The organism is Jejuia pallidilutea (genome assembly GCF_002973595.1).
Classification (GTDB): Bacteria; Bacteroidota; Bacteroidia; order Flavobacteriales; family Flavobacteriaceae; genus Jejuia; species Jejuia pallidilutea.
In genome coordinates this window covers 89,987-115,482 of record NZ_PVEO01000004.1, presented here as the reverse complement: position 1 = coordinate 115,482, position 25,496 = coordinate 89,987, and the positions used below count along the sequence as shown (strand labels likewise).

The following is a 25,496-nucleotide window of genomic DNA, read 5'->3' as shown; positions in this document are numbered from 1 at the left end:
AAACTAATTAATAACTATACGTCTTGTTGTGCTTGCATTAGTGCTACTAATTCTTAACATATAAACCCCTGAAGCTAATTCAGAAACATTAAGTTTATCGTCAACTAATCTGCTTTTTAATATATTTTTACCAAGCATATTAAATACTTCAACCGATTCTATTTTAACATCACTTGATTTAATAGTAATACTTGTGTTTGCTGGATTTGGATAAATCTTAAAACTTGAAACTGAAAAAATATCATTAGATAATGATGCAGCAGTAACATTTTCAGATCCGTATCCAGAACCTAATACATAGTCTTCAAAAGCATTAGGAATTGAATTTGCACTATTGCCCGAGAATTCCCAAGCTGGAGGTACAGATGCTGACAATAAAGAAGTACAAACCCAATCGGTTGCTATAGCATAACCAGTAGAAGTACCTTGTCTTGCAACATAAGAGGCTTGAGTACCTGTATTTACAATTGTAGCGCTTGAGTTCAATCTAAAATTATTCGGAAGAGGTGTATCATCATAATCCTCAACAAAAATAATGTTACCATAACCTGCCTCAATTTCAGATGCAACATCATCGGCTTCAACTATACTAACTGAATCATAGATTGTCCAGTCTACAGTAGAAGCTTGGTCTGTATCATCTGGGTGACTGTCTAAAATACCGTCATCATCCTCATCTACATCACTACCGCTAGTAACAGTACCGTTAACCAACATAAAAGTATGAGATTGATCTTCAAAATTATTGTCATAAACATCAGTTAAAACTGTTGCATCTGTATCTATAGTATAAGGATGACCAGTAGTAACTATAATTACATATCCATTTGCGCCTATAGTAACACCTGATAGATCTATAAATTCATCTACATCTCCTAGATCACTAGATCCATCGCCTTCTATATTTACAAAATATGTTCCACTTGGAAACGTTCCACCTGCTGGTCCTCTCAATTCAATAAATTCAAAAGGATCGTCAGTACCAGGTGGACTTGCCATAACTTCGTTAATGTAGTATTGCGCACTCATAAACTGAACCGCAAGTAAAAAAGTAAAGAGTAATGTTTTTTTCATAATTGTTTTGTATTAAATGTTAGTAATTAAATTTAGGCAAACCTATATTATAAAGCGTACAAAAAAGGTACAAAATAGTACTTATAAAAGCCACCTAATTTGGCGCATTAATTTGGTTTACCAAACTGGTTAACCAAATATAGGAAAATGAATTTAAATTTCATATAAAATATAAATATTTGTTTGTTAGCGCTTTGTAATAAAAATCAAATATTAACGTTCAACCCATAATAATGGATACCTAACAGGCATATTTCTTAATATTTCCTCTTTTTCTGGAAGTGGCGGTAAAGCTTCCCATGTATTTAGATATTTATTGTTGCTATAATTAAGTCCTCCAAACAATAAGGAAGGTTGTTTGGTTGGCCAATCATCCCAATACATAACATCTTTCTTATAAGGCCATTTGGTTTTATCTTCCAAATATGGATATAGAAATTCTAAGCCTAACTTTAAGCTTTTTCCGTATTTTGTTGTAAAGTCAAATAAATTATCTTCTTTATCTGATAAAATTTGCGCCAATCCAAAAAAAGCATCTAGATTAAATATGGAGTAACCATAAGGTTTTGTTCTGGCCAATTCTTTGGGAAAACCGCCATTATCTCCCATTTGGTTGGGTAATAATGTTTCTTTAAAAAAAATTTTACAGAATTCTAATTGCTGTGTATTGCCAACTAAACTGGCAAATGCTGCAACTTGCATAGCCCAACATGTGCTGTGATTATTCCCATTATCGCGCTCTTTTATACCATATTCGTGAGTCGTCATCCATTGTAAATACTCCGAAAACCAGTTTTTTAGTTCTGCAATTTCAGTTTTTGAAAAAACCGTTGATGTTTGAGACACCTTAATGGCCAAGGCTACTTCTACTAAATGTATGGTGTCTATAATACCAATACCTCTACCGGTAACACGTCCTTTAATGGCTTGGGCATATAATAAATTAGGATTCATTTTAGTAGCACTATCTATAAACCATGCATTTAGATGTGGTTTTAGTTGCTCTAAATAAACATCATCACGGGTTACCAAATATGCTGATACCAAAGCTCCGCTTAACCTACTCAACCTAATCATAGCTTGTCTGTGGGCTACAAAGTTATCTGGATTACTTAATCCGTCTTTTCTAATATAAGGCCCTTCTACATCATCTGGATTTGGCCACCAGTAATCACCTTCAGAATAAAAATCGTGTTTTGTGCCAGCACTACGTTTGCTAAAACTAGATGTTACAGTTATAGGTGCAAGGTTAATATAGTTATCAACTTCCTGCAAAACGCGTTCTTTTTCAAGTTGTAATACTGTGCTTAAATGCGTTTTAGGCTTTGTACAACCTAAACTGAGTAATAGGCAACATAATACTACATATTTGTGCTTTTTTATAAGAATTATTTTCTCTTGTGGATTTAACACTTACTCTATGGTTAAATAAGTTCCTTTAAAATTTTGATTTAGCACCATAACCTCTAAAGGTGCTTCAGAATTGTGTCTTTTTACTTCAATAGATGCTTTTCCATTTGCCATTTCTATAGATTCGCTACCAGTAGGGGTGCCTAAACTTTTATATGCTTCTCCGCCAGATAAACACTGAAAATATACTCTACTCTCGTAATCCAGACAACGTAAACCTTCACTATCATGCGCTATAGCAGTAATTAAATAGTTTCCATTTTCGAGTTTAGTATACTCTAATTTTAATCCTTTGGCCTTACCATTTTTAGTGAATCTATAATTTAATGTCAAGGCATCTTCTACCGTTTTACCCTCTTTGGTTTTTCCAATAGCAAGTAGTTTATTTTCACCCTCTTTAAAATTAAGTTCCCAGTTTAATCCTGCTGCTGGAAATGCTTTAATATCTCGTTTTTTAACACCTAAGCTTTTACCATTTAAAAACAACTCTACCTCTGGACAATTGCTATAAACGCTTACAGATCTAGAAAGTCCTTTTGGTCCTTGGCGCTCCGTCCATGTATGAGATTCAATATAAGTAAAAGGTGCCTTACCCCAATAACTCTTAAACACATAAAATGCATCTTTAGGGTTTCCTGCCCTATCTACTAAACCTTTTTGATTCATGTAAGGAATTGCATTTTCTGGTCTTAAAGGCGTACCAAAATCTTTAAAAGCCCATTGGGCATTACCCACAAAAGTAGAATCATTTTCTGAAATTCTTAAATGCCAATCGAATAAATCTACAATGTAGTTCTCGCTCCAGTCGCCTATTTGAGCAATATTAGCAACATCGGTTTGCACAATAGCTTCTTCCCAACCATCAGCTTGTATTTTGCCTTCTCCTGTTATTGGGTTTTCGGTATGTCTTCCCAAATGACTGGAACCACCGTATTCTGTATGTAAGAAATGTGGATATTCTTTCTTGTATGTATCAATCGCTTTTTGGTAACTTTTATAACTACCAGAATACCAACCAGACCAAATTGAAGGAGAAAACACATCTACAATATCTGCACCTTCGTAATATTTTCTAATGGCAGTTTTTCTTGATGGATCTAGTTCATGAGCATAATCGTTCAACTCTTTTAAATAGGTGTTAATAGCTGCTCTATCGTCTCCATTCTCAAAGTCTGGCAACCAGTAAATTTCGTTACCAAGAGACCACAAAATAATACTTGGGTGGTTGTAATTTTGATGAATGATTTCCTTTAACATGGTTTTAGTGTTCTTTTTCCAAGTCTCGTTTCCTAAACCTCCACGGCACCATGGCAGCTCGTCCCATACTAATAAACCCAACTCATTACAAGCTTTGTAAACTTCAGGATCTTGTGGATAATGTGCCAAACGTACAAAGTTAGCGCCCATATCTTTTATAAGCTCCATATCTGCTCTATGTTGCGCATTACTCATAGCTGCCCCAACACCAGCATGCTCCTCGTGCCTATGCGTTCCTCTTAAAAGTAAACGTTTTCCGTTAAGGTAAAAAGCACCGTAATCTTTAAACTCGAACCATCTAAACCCGATAGATTCTGAAATTTCATCTATTGTTGTATCATTTTGTAATAGCTGTACTTTTAGAGTGTATAAATATGGATTATCTGTATCCCATAATTTAATATCTTTTAAATCATTAAAACTTATTTCGAGGTTAGAGTTAATATTCTCAAGCTTTTGAGACTGTATTTCAGTACCATTTTTATCAATTAAAATAGCTTTAATTGTTGAATTATCACTTAAATTATTAACGGTTAAAGTTGCTAATAAATTTGCATTATCGTTTGTAACGTTGGGTGTTGAAACTTTTAAATTAGATAAGTGTTCTTTAGGAAAGGTTTCTAGCCATACATCTCTGGTAATACCTCCAAAAATAAAAAAATCGCTTTTTTGTGATGGAATAACTTCTGGATTACAGCCATTATCAACCCTTACTAAAATTGTATTGTTGCCTTGTGAAATCGCATCAGTAATATCAATATTAAAACCTATGTAACCACCTATATGCCCTCCTACTTTTTTACCATTTACATATACTTCGCTTGTAATATTTACACCTTCAAAATACAACTGGTATATTTGATTGGAAGCTACCGTAGGAATATTTAATTCTTTTTTGTACCAACCCGCACTTCTTCTATAACCAGGTGTAACATCGGTTGCATCTAGAGCATTCCATGTATGTGGTAAATTAATATCTTGCCATGAAGCTAAAGCCAAAGCTTGGGCGGTTGAATTTGTATTGTTTTCTAAATACTGCCACTCTTTATTAATATTTGTTTTTGAACGTCCCTGTTTTTTTTCAGTGGTAGCATTACATGAAACCATGATCACACAAATAAGGAAAAGACTTTTTTTAAGTACTGAAATGCTAAATTTCATCTTCAATTTTTGGTTTGTTGTTAAATATTCTATTACTAATTTTACTTAATACTAAAGCAATGGGGATTTTGTAGAACTGCTTTATGTTCTAAAAATTTTTCTCTTAAAACAGCTTATAGCTTAGTGCTTTAAGGTGTTTTATCTTTCAACGCTTTTAAGCGTAACATTGTTTCTAAAAAATAGTAATCGCCATAAACTATAGGCTCATCGATTTCATCTTTTTTGGGCCAATTACCTGTACTATGATCTAATATGAATGGTGCGCTTACAGTTTCATCTAAAATATACTTTTCTGATTTTAAATTCTCAACTACACTTCTGCTATAATTAAGATACATATCATTTTCAGTGTATTTATAAAGTTCTACCAATGCGGATGCGACAATGGTTCCAGCAGAAACATCGCGCGGTGCATTTGGTATGGCAGGATCTTCAAAATCCCAGTAAGGAATATTATCTTCTGGTAAGTTTTCGTGATTTAGGTAAAATTGAGCTGTTAATTTAGCACGCTCTAAATATTGTAGGCTATTTGTATAGCGGTAAGCCATGGTATAACCATAAATGGCCCAGGCTTGCCCTCTAGCCCAAGAAGATTCGTCATTAAAACCTTGGTGCGTTACTTTAAGTCTTGGTTGGCCGGTTATTGTATCGTAATCTACAACGTGGTAACAACTATTATCTGCTCTGAAATGATTTTTTAATGTGGTATTTGCATGGGTTACTGCTAATTTATGAAATGTACTATCACCCGAAATTTTGGTTGCTTCAAACAACAATTCCAAATTCATCATATTATCTATAATAACAGGAAATTGCCAAATGTCTCTATTAAAATCCCAAGAACGAATACTTCCTATTTTTTCATTAAAGCGCGTGCTTAGTGTTTTTGCACTTTCTACTATAATGTTTTTATAATCTTCGTTATTTTCATGTTTTAAACCATTCCCAAAGCTACAGAACACTTTAAAACCCATATCATGGGTTCTGTCATTAAATTTTTCTTTTTCTATAAATTTAGTCCATTCTTTGGCTTTGTTTTTATAGGCTTCGTCTCCGGTTAACTCATAAATTTGCCATAGATTACCTGCAAAAAAACCGCTCGTCCAATCTTTAGATGGTACTTTTTTTATAGTATTACTACTTAACGTAACACTACGCGGAAATGCTAACGAATCTAAAGGATATTCTTTTAATTTTTGGTAACGAACCGATAGTAGCTCGGTAAATGATTTAAATTGTTCTTTCGATGTAGTGGTATCATTTTTACAACTTAAAACTATTGAAAGCGTAGCTATAATGAGTATTTTTAGTTTTTTCATAATTACATTAAAAATTCTAATCGTTTTAATGACGATGATTATTTAAATTAAATATATAAGATACTTAGTTTTATATATGGAGATGACTATTTAGTTTACTCTATAAAAGTAAGTAATATCGAGAATGCATAAGTACCAATTAGGGTATAAAAAAGTACTAAAGCCTTATTTTAAAGCAGTTACAATAAGAATAATAGATGTTGCTGTTATAAATTTAGGTTATTAGGCGGTACCGCGATTGTTTACTGCTTAAACAAAAAAAACAGGTTCAAAATAAATATCCTAAACTATGAATACTTATTTGAACCTGTTAAACTTACAATCACTTTTTTCTTGGGTTTATATAACCAATATAAACCCAAGGATAAAAAGTAAACAACTAAATCTAAACATAATATATTTTAGTAACCAGGATTTTGTGGCAATAAATTGGGGTTTCTTGCCAACTCATCCGCTAGTATTGGGAATAGATAATCTCTATTTGGATCAAAATTTTCTTTAAATCCTTCTAAGCCCGAAGCACTAAACACTTCTGCACCCATTCTTCTTCTAGCTATGTCGTACCATCTTTTAAATTCAAAGGCAAGTTCCCATTTACGCTCTTCTAGAACCATATCTCTAAAATCGTCTTGAGATAATCCAGAAACATCGGCGGGAAAAGCAGAACCGTTACCACTTCTAGCTCTAGCTCTAACTCTATTTACATATCCATCTGCTTCAGCTGTACCTGGACTAACTTCATTTAATGCTTCTGCTGCTATCAACAATACCTCGGCATAACGCATCATGCAATAATTCTGTTCTGAGCCTCTACCATTACCTGTTGCTGTATTACCAGTGCCACGTGTATATTTTGCTATGTGTGGTCGGTTTACTCCTCTACCAGCACCGCTTTCTTTAAAAACAGTGTAAGGCTGAACAACGCCATCAAAAACTCCGGTTGTATCTAAGCTAACGGCTTTTCTGTAATCGCGACCGTCCCATCTATTGTAAACTTCTAATGAAGGTACTGCAACAGACCAACCGCCTCCTAAACCATATTGCTCGTCATCTCTCAAACCTGTTAAGGCTGCTTGGTAATCTCTACCATCGTCGCCATCACTAATTCCAATAAAATCTAGGGTAAATATTGGTTCTAAGGACGCATCAATTGTAGCGGCGTTAAATAAATCTTGAAAATCTGGCTCTAATCCTAATTTGTAAACGCTTTCATTATCAATAACACCTTTTGCTTCATCATAAGCTTTTTGGTACTCTCCCATTGTTAAGTATACCAAAGCTAGATAAGAGTGTGCTGCTGATTTAGCAGGAATAGACCTTGCTGGCTGTGTATTTGGCAGCCAAGTTTTAGCAAACTCTAAATCTGCAATAATATTTGCATAAACTTCTGATGCTGGGGTTTTACTTATAGAACTTGCAGCAGCTAAATCTCTAACTGGTTCAGTGATGTAAGGAATATCTCCAAATTGTCTTACCAAATGAAAGTAAGTAAATGCTCTTGTAAAATATGCCTGAGCTGTTACAGGGTTCTTTATTTCATCAGCAACGTCTACATCTTCAGCACCAGCAATAGCTTGATTAGCAGCAGCTATGATTTGGTATGTTCTAAGCCAGTAGCCATCAATCATACCATTATCGGCTTGTACGGTAAATACATCATGATCAATTCTTCTTGCTGATGTTGATGGATCTCCAATAGCTACCATGTCTCCTCTAAGCATAAGGGTTAGTGATAACTTTCTACCCCAGAAATCCTCATGTGTCATGTGCCCGTAAGCACCATTTGCTGCTGTTTGTATATCTGCAGTAGTCTTAAAAAAACCATCTGGAGCTAACAAACCTATAGGCTCTTCTTCCAAATCTGAACATCCCAGTATTGATAAGCCTACCAATAAGAATAAATATTTGTATGTTTTCATTATATATGTCTTTTTATTAATGATTAAAATTTAAGATTAACACTAAAGTTAAAAGATTCTATATTTGGATAGTTTCCAAAATCAAATCCATTAAATGTGTTCTGGTTTCCTGAACCACCACTTCCTAAGAAATTAACTTCTGGATCTAGACCAGAATAATTTGTAAAAGTTAACAAGTTTTGCCCACTAATAGAAATTCTAACGTTATCCATTCCAAGTTTTTCTGTGATATCCGCTGGTAAGTTATAACCTAAAGCTATGTTTCTCAATCTAATATAACTTCCATCTTCAACGAATCTAGAAGAAATAGTCTTTTGTCTAACTGCGGCACGTGGAATATTAGTATCTGTATTTGTTGGTGTCCAAGAGTTTAATATATCTCTAGTAGCATTAGAATCTCCACTGAACAACTGTAAACTAGTAAGGTTCATAATGTCTCCACCTTGAGAACCTTGGAAGAAAATATTTAAATCGAAGTTCTTATAAGTAAAGTTATTTGTAAAACCAAAAGTAAAGTCTGGGTTAGGATCTCCAATTATTTGTTGGTCGGACGTTGTAATCTCACCATCATCATTTAAGTCAGCGAATAATTGATCTCCTGCTCCAGCACCTGGTAAAAGCGCTGTACCCTCTGGCAATGTACCACCTTGATACACGCCTTGATAATCAAATCCCCAGAATACACCTACAGCTTCACCTTCACGTAATACGTGTGTACGAGGAATATTAAAATATCCTGGAGACGCATCTTGGAAAATATCTTGACCATTTAGTAAGGTAACAAATTCATTTCTGTTTCTAGACCAGTTAAAATCTGTAGTCCAAGTGAAGTTTTCGTTTGTAATATTTCTTGTATTTAAGTTAATCTCAAAACCTCTATTATTTACCTCACCTACGTTTCTTAAACTAGCAGAAGTAAGAAAACCTAAATATTGTGGTTGACTAGAATCCTCTATAATAAGGTCTTTAGTATCAATATTATAATAATCTAATGAAAGTGATACTCTATTATTATACAACCCTAAATCTAGACCAATGTTTGTTTGGTAAGACGATTCCCATTTTAAATCTGGGTTAGCAACTTGGTTAGGCGTTACATTAATTACTTGTGCACCATTTATAGGAGTAAACACTGAACCAAAACTTGCTAGAGAACCGTAAGCTGGAATAGCTTGGTTACCAGTTACACCATAACTAGCTCTTAACTTTAAGTTAGAAATTTTATCGTTGTCTTTTAAAAAGTTTTCGTTTGATATTTTCCAACCTATAGCACCAGAAGGGAAAATAGCATATTTTTCATTTTCAGCAAAATTAGAAGAACCATCGCGTCTTACAGTAGCTGTTAATAGGTACTTATCGTCGTAATCATAATTTAATCTACCAAATTGAGATTGAATTTCTACCTCTGAAAAAGAAGATGTTGGTATCAATTGCACTGCACCAGACCCTAAATTACGGTAAGAAAAGGAATCTGAAGTAAATCCTTGAGCACCTGCAGAAAATCTATCTGTAGACGTTTTTTGGTATGAGTATCCTGCTAGAGCCGTTAAACTTCCTTTACCTATTTCCGTGTTATACGTTAAGTAGTTCTCACTTAATATATTTGTTCTCTTGAAATTTTCAATAGTAGCTCTTCCGCCTACACCGTCTCCAGCTGTTACGATTAATGTTGATGGTCTAAAAACCCCCTCATTACCATTTGCTGTACTGTAACCAAATGTAGTTTTAAAAGCGAGTCCTTCTATAATGTCATAATTAGCATATAAATTAGCTCTATATCTGTCTGTTCTTGTTTCGTTAATACCTTCTGTAGCAATAGCATAAGGATTATCTACGTTATCACCTACAGAGTTAATGGTGTTTACACCATTTGCATTTTGTATTGGTTGATCTGGAGCAAATCTAAACATTAATGAAATAACATCATCGCCACCACCATTTGCAGTTTCACCTGTTGACTGAGTAGGTACACCATCTTTATTACCCCTACTTCCAAAAACATTCATACCCAACTTCAATTTGTCGGTTACTTGTGCATCTATGTTAGATAAAAAAGAAATTCTTTCAAACTCAGAATTTATTATAACACCTTCTTGTTTAAAATATGTAGCAGAAGCATAGAAGTTAATATTGTCGCTTCCTCCAGAGAAAGAAAATTGATGGTTTTGAGTACTACCTGATCTATACAGTAAGTCTTGCCAATCTGTATTAGCAGGTCCTTGGGTATAACCCGAATTTATTGTTTGTTGGTATGCTGCAAACTCGTCTGCGTTTAACAGATCTAATTCGCTGGCTGTATTTTGTATAGAATAATTAGAATTTATTTCTATAATCATTTTACCACTTCTACCCTTTTTTGTAGTAACTAAAACCACACCATTAGAACCTCTAGAACCATAAATAGCGGTTGCTGATGCGTCTTTTAAAACTTCCATAGACTCAATATCGTTAGGTTGTGGCATCGTTGCGCCCACAAAACCATCTACAACAATAAGAGGTGCACTACTTGCATTAATGGAGGTATTACCTCTAATTTTGATGTTGATTGGAGCTCCTGGTTCACCACCATTATTAGATTGTACAACCACACCTGCTGCACGACCTTGCAATGCTTGTTCTGCATTCAACAGTGGAAATGCGTTTAATTCTTCAGACTTAACCGAAGATACCGCTCCTGTGATGTCGCTCTTTTTTCTGGCACCATATCCAACTACAACAACCTCATCTAAAGCTGCTAAGTCTTCGGTAAGTGCTACGTTTACTGTGTTGGAATCTCCAACTACAACTTCTTGCGTTGCGTAACCCACGTAACTGAATACTAGAACCACGCCACTGCCACTTACATCAATGGTGTAATTACCATCAAAATCGGTTGATGCACCGATGCTTGTGCCTTTCACAATAACATTTACTCCTGGTAATGTTAATCCATCCGATTGGGATGTTACTGTTCCTGAAATTGTTCTTTCTTGAGCGCTAACATTTAGCACAAAACAAAAACCCAATAATAGGAATAGTACCTTTTTTAACTGTTTTGTTTTTTTCATTAGTTTAATTTTAGTTAATACTTAGTTTGAGTTTTAATGGTTAAATAATTTTTGGTAAACCAAATTGGTTTACCAAATTGGTTTACCAAATATACATAATAAAATTATATTTTTTAATATTCTTAAAAAAAAATTAAAATTTAACAAAATCATACAATTTATAAATTGAGTATACTTAGTAATTATTTTAAATAAATAATAATCAAACTGAAAGCTACAATAATTACAATGAGAGCAATTTCAAGGTAGTTTATTTTCGGTTTGGTATTTTTCATTGAATAAATGTACGTGTATTAGTTGTAGTGGAAATACAAATAGGGTACAAAATAGTACAAACAACTGATTTACAGCACACAAACTACATTGAACTATTTATTTAATCAATCACTAAAACAGTAACCAAAGTAAAATTCAACTAGCCTTATTTATGTTTTTTTGGTGAAAACATAAATTCTATTTTTAATCTACTGTATTAAGGGAATATCTGCTTTAAGAGGGAAACCTATAAACGTATATCTGTATTTAATACTTTTAAGTTGAAAACTTATCTGCGTACTGCGATGGGGTTTTTCCAAATTGCTTTTGAAAACATTTACTGAAGTATTTAGGGTTTTTAAACCCTACCTTATAACTAATTTGTGAGATATTCATTTTTCCTTGCTCTAATAATTGGGCAGCACGTTTCATTCTAAAGTGCATAATAAACTCGTTTGGAGTAAATGTAGACCAAGCCTTTATTTTAGTGAACAGCATGGTTCTACTTACACCTAGTTCTGAGCAGAAAAACGGAATATCGAATTGCTCGTTACCAATATTATCCTTAACAATTTTTATCGCTTTTTTATACAGTTTTTCATCAAAGGATGATACTAATACATCTTCGGGTTTAAGCGCATCGTTATCGGCGAAGCGTTTTCTAAATGTTTCTCTAGTTTGCAGTACATTATTTACGCGAAGCACAAACTCCTTAATATCAAATGGTTTGCTTATGTAATCATCGGCTCCTTTTTCTAACCCATCTAATTTATAAATTAAGGAAGAACGTGAGGTAAGCAGTATTACGGGAATATGGCTTGTTTTTAGTTCTTCTTTTAAAGCCGAACAGAGTTCTGTACCAGTCATCTCAGGCATTATTACATCGCTAATAACAAGATCTGGAGTTTCTGTTATTGCCTTTTTAAAAGCTACCTTTCCGTTTTCAGCTTCAATAATATTATAGTTTTTTTCTAGTAAACCCTTTATAAACTTTCTTAATTGCTTATTGTCTTCTACTAAAAGAATCTTGGATTTATGGTCTTCGGCAACATCATCAATATCATCTTCAATATTCATTTCTGTGTTTTCAAGTTGCTCAACATATTGAGTTATGTCGTCGCTAAACTTAAAATCGTCTAAAATTTCTGTATCGTTTAAATGCGCTTTTCCCAAGGGTAGTGAAACTGTAAAAACAGATCCTTGATTATTTGTATTGTTTGTTACCTTAATATCACCTTTATGTAACTCAATAATATTTTTGGCTATAGATAGTCCTATTCCTGTACCTTTATTATAATTGTTATCTGGCTTATTATTTACAGCCACCTCAAAAAAACGTTCGAAAATTTTGTCTTGATATTCTTCGGCTATTCCAACCCCAGTATCTTCAACACTAATTGTAATATTGTTTTTATGTTGTTTTACACGCATACTAATTTTTCCTCCTTTTGGGGTATACCTAAAGGCATTTGAAATTAAGTTGTAAAACACTCGCTCTAGTTTATACCTGTCGTAATACACTAAAATTTGGTCTTCGTCGCAAATAAAGTTAAAATCATAGCCACCATTTTCGGCATATTCTGTAAACGATAAATAAATTTCTTTTAAAAACTTTACAATATTACCTTCTGCCGCTTCGAGTTTGTATAGGTTATTTTCAAATTTTCTAAAGTCCATCAACCTATTTATCAATTTTAATAAATGGTTTGCACTATTTTCTATAATCAGTAGCTTTTTATAGATTTTACTGCTGCCGCGGTAGTCTTCTATTATTTGTTGTAGTGGTCCTAAAATAAGAGCTAAAGGCGTTCTAAATTCATGGGAAATATTTGTGAAGAATTCTAGCTTTGTTTTATTAATTTCTTTGGTTCTTTCTATTTCAAGATGCTCTAATTCTAATTCGTGCTTTAGTTTTGTTTTAGATTTTAAAATATTTAGCAAAAAATACAATGCCCCTAGTATAAGCAGTGCATAAATTGTAAATGCCCACCAAGTACGCCAAGGTGCCGGAGCAACGTAAATATTTAATTGAGTTATTTCGCTGTTCCAAACATTATCGTTGTTGGCTCCCTTTACTTGAAAAGTATAGTCTCCAGGATTTTGGATGGTATATGAAGCCGTATTAGTAGTAGTTAAATTCCAATCGTTTTCTAAACCTTTAAGCCTGTACTTGTACTTATTATTACTAGAATTTATAAAATTGGGTATTGAAAACGAAATACTAAAGTTACCTTGGTTGTGCGATAGTTTTATAGACTCTGTAAATGGTAAGGTTTGCTCTAAAACCTTTTTTTTGTTATTGTTTTTGTCGTTGTTTTCTTTAATATTCAGCTCGGTTAATATAACCTGAGGCGTGTAGGTATTGGTCTTTAAACTGCTTGCGTTAATGTAGGTTACACCTTCGGGACTACCGAAAAAGAATTGTGAGTCTTTTAACCTTAAACTTGCATTAACGTTGAATTCGTTACTAATTAATCCGTCTGTTTGATTGTAAAGTTGTATTTCTTTTGCTTCTGAATTATATTTTATGATGCCTTGATTAGTACTTATCCATAATTGCCCTTTGTTATCTTCTAAAATACTATGTACCGACGGTATACGAATACCGCCAACCGACAAGTTAACAGCTTCAAAACCTGAGTTATTGTATTTGTACAATCCTTTAGATTTTGTACCTATCCACAAATTTTTAAAAACATCTTCGTATATGCAGAGAATATCATCACCATATTGCACTTTTTCGTCATAAAAAAAACTTGATATTGCTCCGTTTTCTTCAATTTTATTCAATCCTTTCTCTGTACCTACCCAAACATTATTATTTGAATCAATACAAATTGCACGCACTAAATTACTAGACAAATTATTTCCGCTTCCATGCGCACTATGAATCCTTTGGTACTTTTTAGAATTTATGTTGAATTTAAATAATCCTTGACCAAAAGTACCTATCCATACATTATGGAAATTATCGTTTTTAATAGCATATACTCCTGTATTACTTAAGGTATCTATAAGTGTTTTTGATAGTATTTTTTGAGTTTCAAACTTATTTGTTTCTGCGTTGTATACAGCTAAACCATTACCAAAAGTTCCTATCCACAGCAAACTGCCGTCTACTATTTTTAACGATTTTATATTATTATCTGTAAGTTGCGAATTATTTTGGTTAATGTAATTGTAAGTATTGTTTTGTTTATTCCAAACATTAACACCACCACCTTCGGTTCCAAAAAATATAATGTCCTTATAATTTTCAATGGAACTTACAACTGAGTAATTCAGTCCTTTACCTTTTTGATTTTGGGTAATATTTATAAAGTTAACATTGGTTTCGTCCCAAATATTAATTCCACCATAGTAAGTACCAATCCAAACAGAGCCTTTCTTATCTTTAAAAAGAGATTTTATTGAGTTTTTACTCAACCCATTTTTGTTATCTATATCGGCTTGTAGGTTAACTATCTTTTTATTTTTATGTACAATTTTTAACCCATTGTAAGTTCCTACCCATAAAGTGCCATTGTCATCAAAAAGTAGCTGTCTAACATTTTTACTGTTTTCATCTATGTTATTTTCTTTTAAATATGCACTAAAGGCGTTTGTTGCTATGCTATAATTAAGCACACTTTTACTTCTGGTAGCAATTAATATATTATTGTGCATCCCCGCTATTAAATCCTGTACATAAAAGGCTTCGCTACCTTCAATAAAATTAAATTCTAAAACAGGTAAACCTATAGAGGTTTTGTAAATTCCTTTACCTGTACCAACAAAAACAGCTCCTGTTTTAGTTTCTAAAATAGACATAACACGCTTTGATATTGGTCTACTTGAGGTGTTTAAATAATTACTAAAAGTATTAGTTGTTTTGTTATAAACGGAAAGTCCTTCTGAAGTTCCAACCCAAACTTGTCCGTTAGAAAGTGTTTTTACTATCCATATGGTATTGTTGGATAAAGAAGTATTGTCTTGGTTGTGGAAATACCTTGTAAAAGTATCTGTTCTTGGGTTATATTTATTTAATCCGTTATAAGTACCAATCCATAAAAACCCATCTTGATCTTCATGTATAGATAAAATATCGTTATTGCTTATAGAATTAGGGTTTCCTTCCTCATTTCTATAAATGGTGAATTTTGTACCGTCGTATTTATTTAAACCATCACGGGTACCTATCCAAATTTGCCCCAGTTTATCTTGATGAATTGCTATTACTGCACTTTGAGAAAGCCCATCAACTGTTGATAAATGAGAAAACTGATAGGGTTGCGTTTGGCAATAGCATACATAGTTAATACTAAAAAATAAAAGAAAGGCAAGGTGTTTTAACATTGAACGTGCAGTGATTTGTGACAGTCTTGTAAATATAAATAAGATTGTACAGAAAACTAAACAATCAATTATTTTTTGCTCTCTTCTTTAGTTGATACATGTATAAAGATGGTATGTTTTGTAAAGATTTATTAATACACTCAATATGCGCCATGGGTTCGTATTCAACCTTAAATTTATGGTTGCCATTAACACCAACAACTCGTGCAAATGGGCCATCTTTCATACCATTTAACAATACAGGATCTTTTAATTCTAACCCAGTTAATAAATTAACCTGAATGTTCCAAAATGTACTGTAAGCACCGTGCGAGGGTTTCCAATACCCTGCGCCACCACCCGCAAATAGCGGATAACTACCATCGGCATTTGGTGCTAAATGTACTTTAATATTATCAAATAAATTTTGATGGTTGGCTCCAGAATGCTGATCTAAAATAGGCTCTACGAAAATCTCACAATCTAAATACACACTTTTAGTAGATAAAGTATTAAAGCTTAAAGGATGTACAGCTTTGTTGTATACTTTTATACCCTCACCCAAAACATTGTAAGTACCAGACATAGCAACAGTGTAATGTGCTATATTTTCTCCAGTAGTTGTAATATTCTTTATGGTTACATTAGCTATTTCCTCGCTTAAAACACCACTATCGGCATTATGTATCACTACATTTTTTACCCAACTATTAAAAACTCGTGTTAAATAAATAGCGTTATAGCCTTGTTCTACATGGTGCGCAATTCTTGGCGATTTAGGAAAAGAAATGCTTAAATGCTCTATACCTACTTCTTCAAGATGTTTCCAAACTACCAATTGTGCTTGGTAACTTGGTTCTATATCTATAATTAAAGGACTACTAATAAATACCTTGTTACCAGAAATTTTAGTGATAACCACTTGTTGTTTAACTAATGGTAAATCTGGAAAATTCCAATGATGACTCCCTATCTTTAAGTCCTGTTTTTTATATAAATCATCAATTATTTGGGCATTTTCACCATCTTTATTAAACATTTGTAACTCTACAACATCTCCAACATTTAGTTTTGTAACATCAGACACCTTAAAACTTAATTCGCCACGTTTTCCAGAGGGTACTTTGGCTAATACATCATAAGGCTTTTCGTATTTAGGCAAATACGATTTTACACGTACGTTTGGTACTTTTGTCCAAATAAAACCTCCAGACCAAGCATATTGAGAAAAAGGCAAATCTATATTATTCTCCTCTTCGCGTTGGCGCTTATCAAATTTCACCAAGTATTCTCTTAATTCCTGCAAAACCTCGGGGTCCTCTGTGTACATTAATGGCCTAGGGCAATATATCTCAGTACCATTAGCACCAGCTCCTGCACCTCGTAAAATAAAATTACTTCGTTCTAGGTATAGAATATCGCTTAAAATAAGTCGTCCTTTTGGCAATTGTAGCGTTACTGTGCCCTTAGTTTTCGATGCTTCTTGTATGGCTTTTTTTAATGCTTTAGAATCATCTAAACCATCATTGGCAATTACCCCATAGTCAGAAGCATATACAACGGTTCCTACTAATTCTGGAATCACTTTCTCTCCATTATGATAACCAGCAAAACTAAAATCTGGCAGGTAGTTATTGTCGTTTATTGTTTTGTTTTGAAGTATTTCAGGAATTTCTTGCGAAAAACCTTTGGCGAAACAACAACATAACATTAAAAATAATAAGAATGGGTTAAGAGGTTTTAAATATTTCATTTATAAACTAATTATCAATTTACAACTAGTGTAAAGGTAATTTTAATAGGGTAATTTTATGTACATAATTGGTAGTATAATTGTTCTAATTCCTGTAAATTTAGCTTGAAAACCTAAAGTTTAAGAAAACAGACTGCCCTTTTGGTTTTTGTTTTATATAAACTATAATATTTTAATTCTTTTTACACTTTTTGGCTACCTATGAAAAAACTAATTTTTACAACTATAATATATTTGTGCTTCTATTGTTCAGCATGTGGACAAGTTACATTAGATGCTAATGGCCCAGGAAACACCTACGAACTTATAAATGCCGTACTAGCCCCAGGCTATAATGTTGTTGAAGCTCCCGATTGTAGTCATCCTGCTTTTGGAAGACATATTAACGAAGTGTTTGATGCAGAATTAAACACCAATGTATTTCGCTTTTTTATACATAAAACGCCTGATAACGATAGATGCATAAATTTCGACAGGCAGCGTAATGAAATAAAAACATATGATAAATCGCCTGATAATCTTCTAGCCGTAGAGGGAGAAACCGTTATTTATAAATGGAAGTTTAAAATCGATGCCGGTTTTCAGCCTTCTTCTAGCTTTACTCATATACATCAAATTAAATCTGTTGGTGGGCCCAACGCCAGCATGCCTATGTATACATTAACATTAAGAAAAGGATCTCCTGATAAATTACAATTAAGATATGCAGAAACAAACACCCAAACAACACTTAGCGAAACAGATTTAACGCCTTTTAAAGGCACCTGGGTAGCAGTGGTTGAAACTATTACATATGGTAGTTCTGGAAGTTATAACATAAGTATAAATAGAGTAAGCGATAATGCTACACTATTTAACTACAGCGATAATGATATTGTAAATTGGCAATTAGGCGCCAGTATAGCAAGACCAAAATGGGGTATTTATAGAAGTTTAAACAACCCTACCGATTTAAGAGACGAAACAGTTCTATTTGCTAATTTTAGTATTGAAGAAATTGAAAACCTAGACGTTGATAATTTTAACAGTATTCGTGATACAATAGTATTAGTACCAAACCCTACTCGTGGTTTTGTTACTTTAAAAACCACAAAACATATTGACTACGATGCTATTTTACTTTATGATGCTTTAGGAAAACAAATACCTACTACTAAACGTTTGAAAAAATTAAAGTTAGATGTTTCCGATTTGAACGCTGGATTGTATTATATAGTATTTACTAAATCAAAACAACCAATACAAGTTTTAAAGTGCATGATACAATAAAAAACAATGCCCGCTTAATTTAACATTAAGCGAGCATTATTAACACTTACATTATCTATACTTAAAAACAGTTTTAGTTTTAGATACCTAGACCTTGTCCTCCACCAACTTGAATGGTTTCAGCTGTAAGGAACGCAGAATCTTTACCTGCTAAGAATGAAACAACAGAAGCCACTTCTTCTGGTTGACCTAATCTGTTTAACAAAATGTTGTTTTTCCAAGAAGCAAAAACTTCTGGTTTGGTAGTTTTAATTTGCTTGTGAAAATCAGTATCAACAGTACCAGGTGACACAGCATTTACTCTAATGCCATATTCAGCTAAATCTTTAGCTAAAGCTCTAGTAATTGCATGAACTGCCGCTTTAGATGTACCATAAACTCCTGCACCAGGGCCACCCGCATTCCAACCTGCAATTGACGTGTAGTTTATAATTGAAGGATAATCACTCTTTTTTAAATATGGAATAGCTGCTCTAGATGCGAAAAATGTTGAATCTAAGTTAAGAGCCATAACAAATCTATAAAACTCTGTAGTCATTTCTTCAAATCTAGATCTACCACCTAAACCACCTGCATTGTTTACAAGAACGTCAATTTTACCATACTTGTCTCCAATTTTTGTAATGTTTGAGGTTACAGCTTCTTCGTCAGTAACATCAAACCCATAATACTCGGCAGTAATACCTTCTGCTTTTAATTCTTCTACTCGCTTAGCTCCAGCTTCATCTTCAATACCATTTAATACCACTGTAAAACCATCTTTCCCTAGTCTTTTGGCTACTTGAAAACCAATACCTCCAGTTGCGCCTGTTATAACAGCTACTTTTTCATTTAAATTGCTCATGTTGTTTTATTTAATTTTAATACTTGTTTTTATTATTTATTCTACCGATTTTATGTTTCTAGCAAAGAAATAAATTGCCCCAACACCTAGAGGAACAAAAATTGCAATTGCAATAAAAATTGGTGTATAAGAAAATTTTGCAACTACTATAGGTACCAAGAAGTTCATTACAATTACAGAGAACACACCTATCATACCTCCAAGGCCAGCTAAAGATCCTACAGATTTTCCACTGAAAAAATCACTTGGAAGAGTTTGCACGTTACTAATGGCGAATTGAAAGCCAAAAAGTACTACAAATACTATAGCTACGAATTTCTCTGCTGTATTTCCCATTAATACGGTTGCAATTAATCCTAGCAACATAATAACGCCTCCTATAAAGACGGTTGTTTTTCTACCTTTATCTATAGAGTTTGTTTTTGCTATAATCTTACCTGAAACATATCCTCCCGCAATACTACCTACGGCTGCTCCTACATAAGGCACCCATAAGAACATACCAACCTCTTTTACATTAAATCCATACACATCGAAAAGATATATTGGCATCCAACCAACAAATAGCCACCAAATTGGTTCTAAAAAGAAACGACCAATTACTACCGACCAAGATTCTTTATACGAAAGGATTTCCTTTAAACTTTTACCTTTAGTTGTTTCTGTTGCATCTTGATCTGCCTTACTCTGTCCTTCAAGAATAAATTTTTGCTCTTCTTTAGTTATCCAAGGGTGCTTTTTTGGTCCTGCCTTATTAATTAATAACCAAGGAATAACCCATAAAATACCAAAAGAACCAATTACCATAAAAGTAATTCTCCAACCAAATGCTACAAATAGAGCAGCAATAAGAGGTGGAGCAACTACAGATCCTATAGAGGCGCCCGCGTTAAATAAACCTTGTGCTATTGCTCTTTCTTTTATAGGAAACCATTCTGCATTACTTTTTACAGCTCCTGGCCAGTTACCAGCCTCTGAAATACCTAGAGTACTTCTAAAGAAAGCAAGAGAGAATAAACCGCTTACCGTAGAGTGTAAAAATGAAGATATACCCCAAACACCAATACTTATAACGTACCCTATTCTTGTACCTACTTTATCAAAAAGTTTACCTGAAAACAGTTGTCCTAAAGCATAGAAAACCATAAAGATGTTTAGTATTAATGCGTAATCATCTTTGGTTAATTGAAGAGAATGGGCTATAGTACCTTCTTTGTCTATACCTCCCCACATAATACCTAATGCGCTTCTATCAATGTAATTTATAACTGTGGCTAGGAATATTAATCCTATAATCGCCCATCTTAATCCTTTAATTTTCACGTGTTTAGTTTTAGTTTGTTATTATTATTTATCTGTGTATTATAACAGTATTGATATAGTATTTTAAAATGTTCCTTCATTTTTTGTTTGGCTAGTTGAGGATCTTGATTTTTAATCGCCTCAAATATTGCCATATGTTCTTGAATACCTTCTTGCGCCAGCCCTTTGTCGCACACATGATGGCGTTCAAAATTTGTAATAATCTCTGGTGTAATAATCAACATAAAAGTATTTATTGTACTATTGCCACTTGCTCTTGCTATTGAGAGGTGAAACAATAAATCTTCTTGAACTGCGTCTTCACCGTTAATTACTTTATTAGAATAAGCCTCTAATGCTTCTTCCATTTTAATTAAGTCTTCCTCGGTACGTCTTAAAGCTGCTAATCTGCAAGTTTTTAACTCTAACAATATTCTGGTTTCTACAAGCGATTTAAAATCTGGCTCATCTAATCGCAGAATATCATCAATCATTCCATTCATTGCAATAACACCTATGTTTGCTACAAATGTTCCACTTTGAGGAATAGATTTTAAAAGGCCATAAAACTCCATTCTGTTTATGGCTTCTCGAACAGCACTTCGAGAAACTTCAAATTTTTCAGACAACATTCTTTCTGAAGGTAGTTTATCACCTGGTTCTAAATTTTTATAATTAATAAGCTCCCGTATTTTATCGATAATACAATTTTGGGCACTACGGTTACCGTTAATTGTTAATGATTCTAATTTCATGTCATCCTAATTTTAAGAGTTAGCAGAAAGGCATAATTGTTATATACAGTTTTTTAACTTCAAAAATGTTACTTTTTCTCAAGACAATTAAACATTTTAAAGTAATCTTAGGCTAAAATAAAAAACCGGTTTTTATTGTGCCTAGTGACTTACTTCTAAATCATAAAATTTTACTTTTGAAAATGAACCTTCATCTCTAGACTGAAAATAATTTCCAGCCTTGAAATAATTTTCGAAAATACCCCATCTTCGCATATGGATATTCTCGTAAACTTTATACTCGTTACCATTTAGTATTACAACCATTTTACCTTCTGAAACTTGCACTTCTAATGTAAACTTTCTAAATCCTACTTCTTGTTCAAAACTAAATCCTTCGTCATCTCCCCAAGCATCTTCATGGAGCAATTCCATATCTGAGGCATTTAAATTTTTAAGCACTTTAGTTTTTACCCGCACCTTACCTTTATCCCAATATATTTTTAAAATTGGTGGCGCATTATTATCATCTTGCCCAATTAAATCGCGCTGCTCGTTAGTTAAGCGCCCATGTATTTGCATTATAATAGTTCTATGGTACTTACCCTCGGCATCTTTTGTGGTTTGTTCCATTTGGATTTTACCCTTTAGGTTACCACCCTGTGCAAATGTCCAATTTACATTATTATTACCTGGCACCATTTGTTCTCTAAGTTCGGACCTTGAGTATTTGGTATTCCGTGTTGTAGATGTAGTTGGCATTGCATGAAACACTATGGCTCCTTTTGTTGAGTCTATGTACATATAAGGTTTTGCTACAGGATTGCTTGCGAAATCGAATATTTCTGGTGGTTCAATTTCATAAGGTTTTCCTGCATCATTTTTAATAGGCAGTGTAACTTTCCAATGGCTTAAATCTATATTTGGCAGCTTATACTTTTTTTTCCTTTTTTTCTTCCTTTTCTCAACTTTAACATCCGAATCTGAAACGCTACCTACCTTATCTTGACAAGTAGCGTTTACAGATATAAAGACTATTAAAATAATACTTAATATTTCTTTTCGGAAGTGTTTCATTTTTGCTTTGTTTATTATTCTGGATGTTTAATTTTTAATCAAATCCAGGGGTAATAATATCTATATTATCATAGAACACCTCGTTACTACTATCAACAGCATTTAATGCTCTTACATAAATTACAGCGATATTAGCTGTAGCTTCAAATGTAATTGTAGTTGTAGTAAAGGTATCGTTAGTACTTGACGATTTAGAACTGTTAAAATCGTTATCTATCAAAGCATATCCATCTGTGTTAATAGCTCGTGCAGCTTCGGTATTTATAGCTTCTTCTGTGGTAATTTCATTATTTAAAATAAACACCTCAGTATTAACACCTTCTGCCTCAGAACGAGAATCTATAGTAAAGGTATACTCAACACCTGGTTCAACCGCTACCAATTGGTATAGACGACGGCAGCTATTGCTTATTTTTACTCCTCTACCGCCACCTGCGTTTGGTCCAAATTTGTTTCCGTCGCTTGTAGATCCTGGTTGCTCGTTAGTACAAAAATTAGCATCTATATAAGCGTTCAAATCAGAATTATACCAAAGCGCTCTGTATGGGCTATCTATGGTTCCTAGGTTATCGTCTACTACTGTACTGTTAGGAGTCATGTCCCAAGCATCGGCATTATCACCAGTATTTGATGTATGATCATTACATTGACTGTTTTGAACAATAACTTTAAATGTAGGTTCTATACCTCCAACTGGTACTGGTTTTGTAACACTTCTAGACACACCGGCATCGTTAGTTGTTGTTAATGTTACATCGTAAGTGCCTGCGGCAGCATAAGTATGTGTTGGGTTAACTTCTGTTGATGTATTTCCATCTCCAAAATCCCAACTATGCGATACTGCTAAAATTGAAGCATCTGTAAAGTCTACCGTAAGAGAAGATACATCAAAAGTAAAATCTGGAACTGTAGATAATACTAGGCCTTCTATATTTTTACTCACAGAAACTTCGTCTCCTAAAAAGTTAGTAGCTGTAAGTGTAGCTACAAAGGTTTCAGCTGTTTTGTATGAATAAACAGGGCTAAAATCTGCATCATCTTCACCATCTTCAGCATTCCATTCTACAGTTTCGCCATCACCAAAATCCCAAACCAATTTACTTGCACCAGTTGTTAGGTTGTTAAATGTAACTTCAGAATCTATTGATGAAAAAGTAAAATCTACAAATACAGGAGCCACTTGCGATGTAGCTTCAGCTACTAAACCGTCTGAACTGGTTGTAGTAAGTTTCACTGAATACAAACCACCAGTAGCATATGTATAATCTGGATTAGCCTCTGTAGATGTATTACCATCTCCAAAATCCCATAAATAAGAAGTAGCATCTGTAGAATAACTTCTAAATACTATTGTTAAATTATTGTCAGCACTAGTACTTGTAGTAAAAAGTGTATTTGGCTGTATATTGTTTACATTTCCTGTTGGTGGCGTGAACTCTTCATAACCACTATCGTAACAAGAAATAAGGCCCAAAAGCATAAACAATAGTGCGAAAACACCGCTATTGAATTTTTTATTTAATTTATAATTCATAATATTAAATTTTTAGAACTTTATTATTGTTTTACTGTAATATCGAATGCATCTAATCTGGCTTCAACACCGGAGTTTGTAGCAAATATTATTACACTTTCATTCTCACCCGCATCAAATGTAATGGCATGTTTTTTGAAAACATTATCAACCCTACCAACATTAGTATCGGTTCTAGAAGCAATAATGTTTGCTTCTAACTGTGCTTCTGCAAAACTTGATGTATTTGGTGTTAAGATAGAAACTGTCATTTCACCAAAAGTAGTTTCTTCAAACGCACTAAAATAAGTTAACACATAAGTTGCTCCTGGAGTAACCTCTATTTCTTGATAGGCAACTCTTGCGCCGTCTGAAGGAAATTTAGCAGCTTGTACACCATCTGGTAAATTTGGTGCATCTACAGGGTTAGTATCAGTGTTTATTTGAATTACAGTAGTACCGCCTCCTTTAGGGCTCCAATCGTCATTACTTGGTACTCTCCATGAGTCTCTACCATCTCCTGTTCCATCAAATAAACTATTGTCTTCGAAACTAGCTTCTGCAATTTCTGGTACCGGAATTGTTGGTACAGCTTGGTTTACCGTGATAATCTTTTCTGTAGTATCAGACTTACCTAAATTATCTGTTACCGTTAAGGCAACAGTATAATCGCCTGGCCCTGGAAAAGAAAAAATTAATTCTTGATCTTCTAGTGTAGCTGGTGGTAACGCTGCAATTTGAGCTTCTAAATTTGCTACATTCTGTAGGGTTTCATCACTAAGATTTGCTACAGCAGCGTCCAACTGACCTTGAAGAGCAGCAACTTCAGCCTCTAGTGCATCAACTTTTGCTGGGTTAGTTTCACAAGGTATTTTAAATTCTATTTTATCAATTTCGTCTTGCAATGCAACAACAGTTGCTAACTCTGCTTCAATAGATTGTTGCAGTATTGGCAAATCTTTGTTAATTAGTGTAACACCATCAAACGGAGTAACAGCCCATTGATACTGCGTACCATTTACTGCTAGGTTAGAACCCGCTTGAAAATTAAACTCGTATTTTGCCCATAATTCAACATCATTACAGTCAAATTCTGAAGACGTAACATCGGTTACACTGTAAAAAGGTGTTGGACCGGTAAAGTCTTCTAAATCACCCACATCAGCTAAATCATCACTAACACAGGATGCTAGAGCTACAAATGTACCTAGAACTATATATTTTATATTAAACAAATATTTTTTCATA

The 25,496-nt window shown here is 33.7% G+C and carries 15 protein-coding genes; 1 reads left to right on the top strand and 14 read right to left on the bottom strand.

Annotated features, from left to right (window positions below):
* Window positions 1-3: 3 nt before the first annotated feature.
* The 8 genes from CLV33_RS08215 to CLV33_RS08180 all read right to left on the bottom strand — a co-directional run bounded on the left by CLV33_RS08215 (window position 4) and on the right by CLV33_RS08180 (window position 17,509).
* Window positions 4-1,074, bottom strand: coding sequence for a T9SS type A sorting domain-containing protein (locus tag CLV33_RS08215; RefSeq protein WP_105473501.1), 1,071 nt, complete (start codon window positions 1,072-1,074; stop codon window positions 4-6).
* 213 nt (window positions 1,075-1,287) lie between these two features.
* Window positions 1,288-2,487, bottom strand: a complete 1,200-nt coding sequence (locus tag CLV33_RS08210; RefSeq protein ID WP_244906408.1) for an alginate lyase family protein — start codon at window positions 2,485-2,487, stop codon at window positions 1,288-1,290.
* Window positions 2,488-4,902 carry a glycoside hydrolase family 2 protein gene (locus CLV33_RS08205; RefSeq protein WP_105473500.1) on the bottom strand — a complete coding sequence of 805 codons (2,415 nt, stop codon included), beginning with the start codon at window positions 4,900-4,902 and terminating at the stop codon, window positions 2,488-2,490.
* A gap of 128 nt (window positions 4,903-5,030) precedes the next feature.
* The gene (locus CLV33_RS08200) at window positions 5,031-6,221 is read right to left on the bottom strand and encodes a glycoside hydrolase family 88 protein (protein WP_105473499.1); all 1,191 of its coding nucleotides are present in this window, start codon (window positions 6,219-6,221) and stop codon (window positions 5,031-5,033) included.
* 401 nt (window positions 6,222-6,622) lie between these two features.
* A complete protein-coding gene (locus CLV33_RS08195; protein ID WP_105473498.1) occupies window positions 6,623-8,140 on the bottom strand; it encodes a RagB/SusD family nutrient uptake outer membrane protein in 1,518 nt (505 codons plus the stop codon).
* Window positions 8,141-8,163: 23 nt separating this feature from the next.
* Window positions 8,164-11,187 carry a SusC/RagA family TonB-linked outer membrane protein gene (locus CLV33_RS08190; RefSeq protein ID WP_105473497.1) on the bottom strand — a complete coding sequence of 1,008 codons (3,024 nt, stop codon included), beginning with the start codon at window positions 11,185-11,187 and terminating at the stop codon, window positions 8,164-8,166.
* 531 nt (window positions 11,188-11,718) lie between these two features.
* A complete protein-coding gene (locus tag CLV33_RS08185; RefSeq protein ID WP_105473496.1) occupies window positions 11,719-15,777 on the bottom strand; it encodes a hybrid sensor histidine kinase/response regulator transcription factor in 4,059 nt (1,352 codons plus the stop codon).
* Between the two features lie 64 nt (window positions 15,778-15,841).
* A complete protein-coding gene (locus CLV33_RS08180; RefSeq protein WP_244906407.1) occupies window positions 15,842-17,509 on the bottom strand; it encodes a glycoside hydrolase family protein in 1,668 nt (555 codons plus the stop codon).
* Window positions 17,510-17,710: 201 nt separating this feature from the next.
* Here CLV33_RS08180 and CLV33_RS08175 point away from each other — a divergent pair, with 201 nt between their 5' ends.
* On the top strand, window positions 17,711-18,778 hold the full coding sequence (locus CLV33_RS08175; protein WP_105473495.1) for a T9SS type A sorting domain-containing protein: 1,068 nt from the start codon (window positions 17,711-17,713) through the stop codon (window positions 18,776-18,778).
* Between the two features lie 79 nt (window positions 18,779-18,857).
* Here the strand turns inward: CLV33_RS08175 and CLV33_RS08170 are convergent, their stop codons facing one another.
* The 6 genes from CLV33_RS08170 to CLV33_RS08145 all read right to left on the bottom strand — a co-directional run bounded on the left by CLV33_RS08170 (window position 18,858) and on the right by CLV33_RS08145 (window position 25,495).
* Complete coding sequence (locus CLV33_RS08170; protein ID WP_105473494.1) at window positions 18,858-19,622, bottom strand: SDR family NAD(P)-dependent oxidoreductase; 765 nt, start codon at window positions 19,620-19,622, stop codon at window positions 18,858-18,860.
* A 36-nt stretch (window positions 19,623-19,658) separates the two neighbouring features.
* The gene (locus tag CLV33_RS08165; RefSeq protein ID WP_105473493.1) at window positions 19,659-20,945 is read right to left on the bottom strand and encodes an MFS transporter; all 1,287 of its coding nucleotides are present in this window, start codon (window positions 20,943-20,945) and stop codon (window positions 19,659-19,661) included.
* Window positions 20,942-21,679, bottom strand: a complete 738-nt coding sequence (locus tag CLV33_RS08160) for a FadR/GntR family transcriptional regulator (RefSeq protein ID WP_105473492.1) — start codon at window positions 21,677-21,679, stop codon at window positions 20,942-20,944. The genes CLV33_RS08165 and CLV33_RS08160 overlap by 4 nt, the downstream gene beginning before the upstream one ends.
* A 141-nt stretch (window positions 21,680-21,820) precedes the next feature.
* Window positions 21,821-22,735 carry a polysaccharide lyase family 7 protein gene (locus tag CLV33_RS08155; protein ID WP_105473491.1) on the bottom strand — a complete coding sequence of 305 codons (915 nt, stop codon included), beginning with the start codon at window positions 22,733-22,735 and terminating at the stop codon, window positions 21,821-21,823.
* Window positions 22,736-22,769: 34 nt separating this feature from the next.
* On the bottom strand, window positions 22,770-24,269 hold the full coding sequence (locus CLV33_RS17800; RefSeq protein ID WP_105473490.1) for a PKD domain-containing protein: 1,500 nt from the start codon (window positions 24,267-24,269) through the stop codon (window positions 22,770-22,772).
* A 23-nt stretch (window positions 24,270-24,292) separates the two neighbouring features.
* Window positions 24,293-25,495 carry a PKD domain-containing protein gene (locus CLV33_RS08145; protein ID WP_105473489.1) on the bottom strand — a complete coding sequence of 401 codons (1,203 nt, stop codon included), beginning with the start codon at window positions 25,493-25,495 and terminating at the stop codon, window positions 24,293-24,295.
* Between the last annotated feature and the right edge of the window lies 1 nt (window position 25,496).

Coding starts and splice junctions, on each gene's coding strand:
- CLV33_RS08215 (WP_105473501.1), bottom strand. CDS start 1,074: ATGAAAAAAACATTACTCTTTACTTTTTTACTTGCGGTTCAGTTTATG.
- CLV33_RS08205 (WP_105473500.1), bottom strand. CDS start 4,902: ATGAAATTTAGCATTTCAGTACTTAAAAAAAGTCTTTTCCTTATTTGT.
- CLV33_RS08200 (WP_105473499.1), bottom strand. CDS start 6,221: ATGAAAAAACTAAAAATACTCATTATAGCTACGCTTTCAATAGTTTTA.
- CLV33_RS08195 (WP_105473498.1), bottom strand. CDS start 8,140: ATGAAAACATACAAATATTTATTCTTATTGGTAGGCTTATCAATACTG.
- CLV33_RS08190 (WP_105473497.1), bottom strand. CDS start 11,187: ATGAAAAAAACAAAACAGTTAAAAAAGGTACTATTCCTATTATTGGGT.
- CLV33_RS08185 (WP_105473496.1), bottom strand. CDS start 15,777: ATGTTAAAACACCTTGCCTTTCTTTTATTTTTTAGTATTAACTATGTA.
- CLV33_RS08180 (WP_244906407.1), bottom strand. CDS start 17,509: ATGAAATATTTAAAACCTCTTAACCCATTCTTATTATTTTTAATGTTA.
- CLV33_RS08175 (WP_105473495.1), top strand. CDS start 17,711: ATGAAAAAACTAATTTTTACAACTATAATATATTTGTGCTTCTATTGT.
- CLV33_RS08170 (WP_105473494.1), bottom strand. CDS start 19,622: ATGAGCAATTTAAATGAAAAAGTAGCTGTTATAACAGGCGCAACTGGA.
- CLV33_RS08160 (WP_105473492.1), bottom strand. CDS start 21,679: ATGAAATTAGAATCATTAACAATTAACGGTAACCGTAGTGCCCAAAAT.
- CLV33_RS08155 (WP_105473491.1), bottom strand. CDS start 22,735: ATGAAACACTTCCGAAAAGAAATATTAAGTATTATTTTAATAGTCTTT.
- CLV33_RS17800 (WP_105473490.1), bottom strand. CDS start 24,269: ATGAATTATAAATTAAATAAAAAATTCAATAGCGGTGTTTTCGCACTA.
- CLV33_RS08145 (WP_105473489.1), bottom strand. CDS start 25,495: ATGAAAAAATATTTGTTTAATATAAAATATATAGTTCTAGGTACATTT.